Source organism: Nocardia sp. NPDC002869 (assembly GCF_046764065.1).
Classification (GTDB): domain Bacteria; phylum Actinomycetota; class Actinomycetes; order Mycobacteriales; family Mycobacteriaceae; genus Nocardia; species Nocardia rhamnosiphila.
Map to the genome: position 1 here is coordinate 25,870 of NZ_JBKOOL010000047.1, position 8,306 is coordinate 34,175.

Sequence of the window (8,306 nt, forward strand, 5' to 3'; positions counted from 1 at the left end):
ATGAGCACTCGCACCGCTGTTGTCACCGGGGCCAGCTCGGGGATCGGCGAAGCCACCGCCCGGGAACTCGCGAAACAGGGGTACCACGTGTACGTGGGTGCCCGCCGGGTCGACCGGCTGCGGGAGCTGGCCGACGAGATCGGCGGTACCGCGCTGGAGCTCGATGTCACCTCCGACGAATCGGTCCGCGCCTTCACCGACGCGATCGAGACCGCGAACATCCTGGTCAACAATGCCGGCGGCGCCAAGGGCCTGGCCACGGTCGCCGAGGCCGACCTGGACGACTGGCGCTGGATGTGGGAAACCAACGTCCTCGGCACCCTGCGGATGACCAAGGCGTTGCTGCCGAAGCTGATCGCCTCCGGCGACGGCCTCATCGTCACCATCACCTCGGTCGCCGCCTTCCACGCCTACGACAACGGTTCCGGCTACACCTCGGCCAAACACGCCCAAGCGGTCCTGCACCGGACGCTGCGCGGCGAACTCCTCGGGCAGCCGGTCCGGCTCACCGAGATCGCCCCCGGCGCGGTGGAGACCGAATTCTCCCTGGTCCGCTTCGACGGTGACACCGACCGCGCGGCCGCGGTCTACCAGGGCATAGATCCACTGGTCGCCCAGGACATCGCCGAGATCGTCGCCTTCGCCGCGAGCCGCCCCCCGCATGTCAACCTGGACCAGATCATCGTCAAACCCCGCGACCAGGCCGACCCGGGCCGCTTCGCCCGCCGTACCTGAAGCTCGGCGACCCACGGCGCCGCCACCGGCGACGCCGCTACAGCTCCACCCCCACCGTGACCGGTTCCGGAACCAGTACAACCCCGAACCGCTCCGCCACCCCCTCGCGGACAGTCCGGGCGAGGGCGACGATATCGGCGGCCGTGGCGTCACCGCGGTTGGTCAATGCGAGGGTGTGTTTCGTGGACAAGCGTGCGGGCGCGTCCGGACCCGGGAAGCCCTTGGCGAAGCCGGCGCGTTCGATCAGCCAGCCCGCGGAGAGCTTCACCCCGCCGATCCCCGGGTAGGTGGGCACCGGCACATCGCCGAGCCGGCCGCGGATGGCGGCCAGGACCCGGTCCACCTCGGCGCCGGGCACGACCGGGTTGGTGAAGAACGATCCGGCGCTCCAGGTGTCGTGGTCGGCGGGATCGAGAACCATTCCTTTACCCGCCCGCAGCCCGAGCACGGTTTCGCGGACGACCGCGGCGGGCCGGGTCTCCCCTTCCGCGGCGCCCAGTCGCTGCGCGAGTTCCTTGTAGCGCAGGGGCGCGCTCGTACCGTCGGGGCGCAGCGTGAACTCCACCGCCAGCACCACCGCCGCATCGCTGTGTTTCAACCGGCTGGTCCGGTATCCGAACGCGAGAGCGTCCGGGGTCACCCAGTCGGTCTCCCCGGTGGCCCGGTCCAGTAACCGCACCCGGCGCAGCAGCCGATCGACCTCGACGCCGTAGGCGCCCACATTCTGCACGGGAGTGGCCCCGGCCGATCCCGGGATGCCGGACAGGCACTCCAGCCCGCCGAACCCGGCCCGTACGCTCGCGGCGACCACACCGTCCCAGTTCGCGCCCGCCTCCGCCGTGACGCCGGCGGCCCCGAATTCGACCCCTTCGGTGGCGATACGGACCACCACCGACGCCACATCGTCGTCGGAGACCAGCAGGTTCGAACCGCCGGCGACCAGCAGCACCGGTATCTCGGCGGCGTCCAGTGCGCGTACGGTCGCCACCAGCGACTCGGTGGTGGCGCAGTCGGCGACCGTGGCCGGGCCGCCGACGCGCAGCGTGGTCAGCTCCGCCAGCGGTACCGCGGACCGCACGAGCGCGCCCGTTCCGGCCAGCATCTGCCGCAGTTCGTCCGCAGGGACAGCCCGAGAAGTTCGCACGACCAGACGGTAGCGTGTTCGGTCATGGCTACAGCGCTGGCGTATACGGCTCGCTACTCACATCCGGTCGCGGCAGTGCGCGAGGCATTCCGCACCGAGCAGTACTGGAAGGACCGGATGGCCGCGGTGGGCGGGCCCGATGCCCAGTTCGTCTCACTGTCGGCCGAGGGCCAGCAGGTGCGGGTCGAGGTCGTCCAGTCCATCCCCGCCGACCTCTTGCCGCCCGCCATCACCGCGGTACGCCCCGGCGACCTGATCATTCCCCGCACCGAAGTGTGGACCGGGACCACCGGGAGTTTCGAGGCGCGGGTCGAAGGCGCTCCGGCCGAGGTCCGCGGTTCGATCACCGCCACCGACGAGCCCACCGGCGCGGTCGCCGAGATCTCCGGCACGATCGAAGTCAAGGTTCCACTGTTCGGCCGCAAGATCGAGGAGGCCATCGGGGAACGGCTCACCCAGCTGCTCGCCGAGGAGACCGAGTTCACCAACACCTGGATCGCCGGACAGCCGTAGCGGCCCGCGGTCCGGTTCCGCCGTTCCACGCGAGCGTGGGCAACCCGGCCTCCCACGGAACCGGAGAATCCGAACGGTAACCTACCGCGCATGGCTCGCCGACTGGACTACTCCGCCCGCTACCCGCTGCACACCACCAAAGAGCTGTACGCGGCGCTGACCAACCGGGACTACTGGGAGGCCCGGATGGTCGAGATGCGGAAGTACTCGCCGAACGAGGTCATCGGTCTCGAGGTGAACGAGGACGGTATCGAGGTGGTGCTGCACCACATCCTGCCGCGCGAGACGCTGCCGGAGATCGCGCAGTCGGTGATGCGCAAGGATATGGTCATCACCCGCAAGGAGAGCTTCGGACCGTTCGGGCCGGAGGTCGAGGGCAAGTATTCGGCGTCCATCCCGGCCGGGCCCGGCAGCCTCACCGGCACCACCCGCCTGTTCCCCACCGACACCGGGTGCACCATGCGGATGTCCTCGGAGGCGAAGGTGTTCATTCCGATGGTCGGTCCGCGGCTCGAACAGCTCATGCTGGTGAACCTGGTGGATCTGTTCCGCGCCGAGGCCGAAGTGACCCAGAAGTGGCTGGACGAGCAAAAACCGGCCGGCTGAGTGTTCCGCTCGGCACCGTCACCCGGGGTACCACCGGGACCAATCGGCTCCGCCGCAGTGACCGTCAGCTGATCGGCGATCCACGGATCGCCGAGGTGCTGCGGGGTGCCGCCGATCCGTTGGTGGTGGATCTCGGTTACGGGGCGCAGCCGTGGACGACGCTGGAACTGGCCGCGCGGTTGCGTACGGTGCGTCCCGAGGTGCGGGTGGTCGGACTGGAGATCGATCCCGCCCGGGTCGTCCCCGCCCGCGACGGTGTCGTTTTCGCCCGGGGCGGGTTCGAACTGGCCGGACTGCGGCCGGTCCTGGTCCGTGCCTTCAATGTGCTGCGCCAGTATCCGGAGTCCGCGGTCGCGCAGGCATGGGAGACCATACTGGCCGGTCTGGCTCCGGGCGGTCTTCTGGTCGAGGGCACCTGTGACGAACTCGGCCGCCGGTGTGCCTGGGTGGTGCTGGACCGTTCGGGCCCGCGCACGCTGACCCTCGCATGGGATCCGTTCACCGTCGAACGTCCCTCCGATCTCGCGGAACGTCTCCCCAAAGCGCTGATCCACCGCAATGTGCCCGGTGAACGGGTGCACACCCTGCTCGGTGCGGCCGACCGGGCGTGGGCACACACGGCGCCGCTGGCCGTCTTCGGACCTCGGGCGCGCTGGCGCGCGGCGGCGGAGCTGCTGCGGGCGCAGGGTTTCCCGGTGCACGATTTCCGCCGTCGGCTGCGCGACAATGTGCTGAGCGTCCCGTGGCCGGTGGTCGCTCCCGCCGGACAGGCGGAATATAATTTGTGATCCATATCACAAATTCGGACCCTGGACCCCCGCTGACGTCGCAACCTTCACCATCAGCCCATAACCGGTCCACAGAGCCGGCACAGAATCATCGTGAAGAATCTCAACCATGTCCACCAAGTCCCTGCCTGCACCGAAGGTCGGCCGCCGGACCGTCGTGATCGCCGTACTCACCGTGATCGTGCTCGTGGTGGCGGCGCTGATCGGCGGCGAGGCCTATGCGCGACACCGAATCGCGAGCTGTATCAGTTCGCAGTTCGAGAAAGAGATGGGATCGCAGATCGATGTCGGCTTCGGCGCGAAACCCCTACTCGTCACCTGGCTCGACGGGAAGGTCTCGCGGATGGATGTCGACAGTAAGGGCGACGAATTCGGCCCCGCCGTCGATATGCAGGTCCATGCGCAATTCCACGATATCGAGATGGCCGAGGGGAGCAACAGCGGCAGCTCGGTCGGAAGTTCGAACGCCGACGTCACCTGGAGCAACTCCGGGATCTCCCAGACGCTGCAGGGCCTGGTCAGCGATGTGCAGTCCGACCCCGCCACCGGGCAACTCACCATGAAGGTGCTCGGCGGATTCGGTGCCATGCAGCTCACCCCGCGGATCCAGGACGGGAAGGTCGATATCGACGTGGCCCAAGCGCAGTTCCTCGGTATCGGCGTACCCGACGAACTGGCCCAAGGCGTGGTGGACATGATGACCGAGAGCCTGCAGACCTACCCGATGGGCCTGCAGCCGACCGACCTGCGGGTCACCGCCGACGGTATCCAGGTGGACCTGCGGGGCGGCCCGACCGAACTGCCCGCTGCCGAAGGCAATGCGAGCTGCTGAGCGCCGCGGACCGTCAGGCGGGGAACCCGTCGAGCACGGCCCGGGAGCGGGAGAGTCCCAGCCGGGTGGCGCCCGCGGCGATCAGCTCGGCAGCCGCTTCGGCGGTGCGGATACCCCCGCTCGCCTTGATGCCCAGCCGCCCACCGACGGCCTCGGCCATCAACCGCACCGCCCGGGTATCGGCGCCGCCGCCGGGATGGAATCCGGTGGAGGTCTTCACGAAATCGGCGCCGGCCCGTTCGGCCGTCCGGCACACCTCGACAATCGCCTCGTCGGACAGCGCGGCGGATTCGATGATCACCTTCAGCACCGCGCGCCCCGAGATCGCCTCGCGCACCACGATGATATCGGCGAGCACCGCGTCGAAATCGCCCGCGATCGCCGCGCCGATATCGATGACCATATCGACCTCGCCCGCCCCCTGATCCACCGCGAGCCGTGCCTCCGCTCCTTTCACCAGCGAATGATGTTTCCCGGAGGGAAATCCCGCGACGGTAGCCACTACCAGGCCCGGAGCCCGCACAGGCAGTACGGACGGCGAAACGCACACGGCGTACACGCCGAGTTCCCGGGCCTCGGCCACCGCGGCGGTAACATCCGCGCTCGTCGCCTCCGGGGCGAGCAGCGTGTGGTCGATCATTGCGGCCACCTCGGACCTGGTCAGCGACTGGGAATCGGCCATGGGACGAAAGTCTGGCACATCACGGTCGAATTCCGTTGCGCGCCTCGGCCTACTCGCGCACACTCGTATCGCCTTCCGACGAGAGGACGATGTTGCTGATTCGCCGCGAACGAGCCGTCGACGCCGGCGCCGTCGCAGCCGTGCACCGTAGCGCCTTCGCCCCGCACTATGCGGCGGGGGGGTCCGCGGCCGGCACCGCCCTGGTCGAGGCGCCGCCGGAGGTCGCGCTACTCGCTCGGCTGCGCACCGATCCGGGGTGGATCCCCACCCTGTCCATGGTCGCTGTCGAGCGCGAGACCGTGGTCGGGCATGTCTGCGTCACCCGGGCCACCGTGGGGCCGTTTCCCGTCCTCGCGCTGGGCCCCCTCGGAGTCCTTCCCGACCTGCAGAGCCGCGGCGTGGGCTCGGCGCTGATGCACGCCGTGCTCGGCGCCGCGGACGCCCTGGACGAACCCCTCGTCGGTCTGCTCGGCAGCCTCGACTACTACCCCCGGTTCGGCTTCCAACCGGCCGAGCGGCTGGGCCTGGCCCCCGACCGGGCCGAATGGGCGAGCCACTTCCAGATCCGGCCGTTGAGCGCCTACGACTCCCAGATAGTCGGCGAATTCCATTACGCCGAACCCTTCTACGAGTTGTAACCACGTCCGCCCGCCCCGGCCGCCCGTCCGCCACGCGTTGCGGCCGGCCGCAACCGCGGAGTCGCGCTGTTCTGCCGATGGGCCCCCTGTCAGGATGACCTCATGGTTTCCGCAGCTGCCACCCGCGACGGCCGGCAATACGTACTCACCCTGGGCTGTCCCGACCGCCCCGGCATCATTGCCGCCATCACCTCGTTCATCGCCGAATTCGGGGGCTCCATCGTGGAGGCCGGCTACCACTCCGACCCGGAGACCGGCTGGTTCTTCACCAGACAGTCCATCAAGGCCTCGACCGTGCCGTTCGGAGTGGAAGAGCTGCGCAGCCGATTCGGACGGGTCGCTGCCGATCTCGGGCCGGAGACCGAATGGCAGGTCCACGATTCGGGTGTGCGCCGCCGCGCGGTGCTGCTGGTGAGCAAGGAGGGGCACTGCCTGCACGACCTACTGGGCCGCGCGACCTCCGGGGAACTTCCGGCCACCATCGAAGCCGTGATCGGCAACCACCTCGATCTCGCGGCGATCACCGAAGCGCACGGCATCCCGTTCCATCATGTGCCGTTCCCGAAGGATCCGGCCGAACGCGGACCGGCCTTCGAGCGGGTCCGCGAACTAGTGGACTCGCATTCCCCCGACGCGGTCGTACTGGCCCGGTTCATGCAGGTCCTACCCGAGCGCCTGTGCGAACACTGGGCGGGCCGGGCCATCAATATCCATCACAGTTTCCTGCCCTCATTCGTCGGCGCCCGCCCGTACCACCAGGCATTCGTCCGCGGCGTCAAACTCATCGGCGCGACCTGCCACTACGTGACCGCCGAACTGGACGCGGGACCGATCATCGAACAGGACGTCATTCGCGTCGACCATGCCGACAGCGTGACCGATATGGTGCGCGAGGGCCGCGATATCGAACGGGTCGTGCTGGCCCGCGGCCTGCGCTGGCATCTGGAGAGCCGGGTGCTGGTCCACGGACGCCGCACCGTCGTGTTCTCCTGAGGCGGCTCAGCCGGCGGCTTCGGCCGGCTCGCGCACCGAGGTCAGGGCCTGATCGAGGATCGCGTTGAACCGGTCGATCTCCTCCACATTGCCCAGGTGTCCGGTGGGCAGCAGGACGAACTGCACGAGACTGCCGGTCTCCCGGAGCCAGGCGGCGATCTGTTCGGCGTGCACCGCCGGGGTCATATCATCCGCCGTGCCCGCCACCACCGTGGTCGGCACCGTCAGATGGCGCGCCGCGTCCCCGAGGTCCATCTCCGCGAGCAGCAGCCCGAACTTCGAGCGGATCCGCGACCGGCACGAGCGCACGATACTCATCCCGAACTCGATCGCTTCCGGGTCCGCGGCCAGGCTCATGATCTGCCGGGCGAAGATCCACCGCACCGCGGCCACCGGGGGGAAGACGATACGGGCACCGAGCCCGTGGCGACCGAGCCAGGCCGGCAGCGGGACCACCCGGTTCAGCAGCGGCAGCGGCCGGTTGAAGAACGGCACCACCGTGGTCTCGGCGACCAGCGAATGCGGCCCGGTATTGGCCAGCAGGACCGCCGCGGCCTGGTCGACCACCCGCTGCGGATACTTCCCGGCCCAGGCCTGCACGGTCATCGCGCCGAGGCTGTGCCCGACGAGCACCGCCTGCTGACCCGGCCGCAGCACCGCGTCGAGTACCGCGCAGAGGTCGTCGGCGAGCAGATGACAGTCCAGCCGGTCCGGTTCGCCGAAATCGCTCTCGCCGTGCCCGCGCAGATCGAAGGCGATCACCTTGTACCGCCCGGCGAAGGCGTTGATCTGCGGGTTCCAGTATTCGAGACAGCAGGTCCAGCCGTGGATCAGCACCACCGGCCGGGCGTCGTCCGGCCCGTACGCGTGCACGCGGAGACGGGCACCGTCCTCGGCACGCACATCGATGACGCGGTGCTCGGCACTCGGCGGATTCAACGCGGGATTGCGATATCCGCCGCGAGTGCGCAGACCCGCACGATGCACCTCGAACAGCCCCTCGACCTGTTGGGCGAGGGCGGTGAGGGCCTTCGGCATCGTCGCACGCATCAGACACACTCCTTTGTGTTACCGATTGACACAGTAACGCTTGGAGTGGGCCTACGCCAGCATGCACGCCGCGGTTCGAGAGAATCGCACCGTGCCGACCGGCCCGATACGCGCATTCCCGGGACAGGTCACAGGCACTGATCGGCCAGCCGGGCCCATGGGACCGGTGCGGACCCGTCGTGAAGGTGAGGGATGGACTTGCTCGCGAAGGTGAGGGATGGACTTGCTCACGAAGGTGAGGGATGGACTTGCTCACGAAGGTGAGGGATGGACTTGCTCACGAAGGTGAGGGATGGACTTGCTCACGAAGGTGAGGGATGGACTT

At 68.8% G+C, this 8,306-nt stretch carries 10 protein-coding genes; 7 read left to right on the forward strand and 3 right to left on the reverse strand.

Annotated elements, in window-relative coordinates:
• On the forward strand, positions 1 to 735 hold the full coding sequence (locus ACLML9_RS11765) for an SDR family NAD(P)-dependent oxidoreductase (protein WP_411945540.1): 735 nt from the start codon (positions 1 to 3) through the stop codon (positions 733 to 735).
• A gap of 37 nt (positions 736 to 772) precedes the next feature.
• Here ACLML9_RS11765 and ACLML9_RS11770 read toward each other — a convergent pair whose 3' ends face one another.
• Positions 773 to 1,837, reverse strand: coding sequence for a UDP-N-acetylmuramate dehydrogenase (locus tag ACLML9_RS11770; protein ID WP_411945547.1), 1,065 nt, complete (start codon positions 1,835 to 1,837; stop codon positions 773 to 775).
• 66 nt (positions 1,838 to 1,903) lie between these two features.
• Here ACLML9_RS11770 and ACLML9_RS11775 point away from each other — a divergent pair, with 66 nt between their 5' ends.
• The 4 genes from ACLML9_RS11775 to ACLML9_RS11790 all read left to right on the forward strand — a co-directional run bounded on the left by ACLML9_RS11775 (position 1,904) and on the right by ACLML9_RS11790 (position 4,618).
• Entirely contained in the window at positions 1,904 to 2,392 is a 489-nt protein-coding gene (locus tag ACLML9_RS11775; RefSeq protein ID WP_411945541.1) for a DUF2505 domain-containing protein, read from the forward strand.
• A gap of 90 nt (positions 2,393 to 2,482) precedes the next feature.
• Entirely contained in the window at positions 2,483 to 2,998 is a 516-nt protein-coding gene (locus ACLML9_RS11780; protein ID WP_030525563.1) for a DUF2505 domain-containing protein, read from the forward strand.
• Entirely contained in the window at positions 2,968 to 3,786 is an 819-nt protein-coding gene (locus tag ACLML9_RS11785; RefSeq protein ID WP_411945542.1) for a class I SAM-dependent methyltransferase, read from the forward strand. The genes ACLML9_RS11780 and ACLML9_RS11785 overlap by 31 nt, the downstream gene beginning before the upstream one ends.
• A 109-nt stretch (positions 3,787 to 3,895) precedes the next feature.
• The gene (locus ACLML9_RS11790; protein WP_411945543.1) at positions 3,896 to 4,618 is read left to right on the forward strand and encodes a DUF2993 domain-containing protein; all 723 of its coding nucleotides are present in this window, start codon (positions 3,896 to 3,898) and stop codon (positions 4,616 to 4,618) included.
• A gap of 13 nt (positions 4,619 to 4,631) precedes the next feature.
• On the opposite strand, the gene deoC is transcribed toward ACLML9_RS11790, so the two are convergent.
• Positions 4,632 to 5,300 carry a deoxyribose-phosphate aldolase gene (deoC, locus tag ACLML9_RS11795; protein ID WP_411945544.1) on the reverse strand — a complete coding sequence of 223 codons (669 nt, stop codon included), beginning with the start codon at positions 5,298 to 5,300 and terminating at the stop codon, positions 4,632 to 4,634.
• 92 nt (positions 5,301 to 5,392) lie between these two features.
• Between deoC and ACLML9_RS11800 the strand changes: the two genes are divergently transcribed.
• Positions 5,393 to 5,938 (forward strand): GNAT family N-acetyltransferase, encoded by a 546-nt coding sequence (locus ACLML9_RS11800; protein ID WP_411945548.1) that lies wholly within the window; start codon positions 5,393 to 5,395, stop codon positions 5,936 to 5,938.
• Positions 5,939 to 6,040: 102 nt separating this feature from the next.
• The gene (gene purU, locus ACLML9_RS11805) at positions 6,041 to 6,931 is read left to right on the forward strand and encodes a formyltetrahydrofolate deformylase (protein ID WP_030525558.1); all 891 of its coding nucleotides are present in this window, start codon (positions 6,041 to 6,043) and stop codon (positions 6,929 to 6,931) included.
• A gap of 6 nt (positions 6,932 to 6,937) precedes the next feature.
• Here purU and ACLML9_RS11810 read toward each other — a convergent pair whose 3' ends face one another.
• A complete protein-coding gene (locus ACLML9_RS11810) occupies positions 6,938 to 7,981 on the reverse strand; it encodes an alpha/beta fold hydrolase (protein ID WP_411945545.1) in 1,044 nt (347 codons plus the stop codon).
• Between the last annotated feature and the right edge of the window lie 325 nt (positions 7,982 to 8,306).

What these genes read in the sequence shown, in the direction of transcription:
- ACLML9_RS11765 (WP_411945540.1), top strand. Translation starts at nt 1, where the DNA reads ATGAGCACTCGCACCGCTGTTGTCACCGGGGCCAGCTCGGGGATCGGC.
- ACLML9_RS11770 (WP_411945547.1), bottom strand. Translation starts at nt 1,837, where the DNA reads ATGCTGGCCGGAACGGGCGCGCTCGTGCGGTCCGCGGTACCGCTGGCG.
- ACLML9_RS11775 (WP_411945541.1), top strand. Translation starts at nt 1,904, where the DNA reads ATGGCTACAGCGCTGGCGTATACGGCTCGCTACTCACATCCGGTCGCG.
- ACLML9_RS11780 (WP_030525563.1), top strand. Translation starts at nt 2,483, where the DNA reads ATGGCTCGCCGACTGGACTACTCCGCCCGCTACCCGCTGCACACCACC.
- ACLML9_RS11790 (WP_411945543.1), top strand. Translation starts at nt 3,896, where the DNA reads ATGTCCACCAAGTCCCTGCCTGCACCGAAGGTCGGCCGCCGGACCGTC.
- deoC (WP_411945544.1), bottom strand. Translation starts at nt 5,300, where the DNA reads ATGGCCGATTCCCAGTCGCTGACCAGGTCCGAGGTGGCCGCAATGATC.
- purU (WP_030525558.1), top strand. Translation starts at nt 6,041, where the DNA reads ATGGTTTCCGCAGCTGCCACCCGCGACGGCCGGCAATACGTACTCACC.
- ACLML9_RS11810 (WP_411945545.1), bottom strand. Translation starts at nt 7,981, where the DNA reads ATGCGTGCGACGATGCCGAAGGCCCTCACCGCCCTCGCCCAACAGGTC.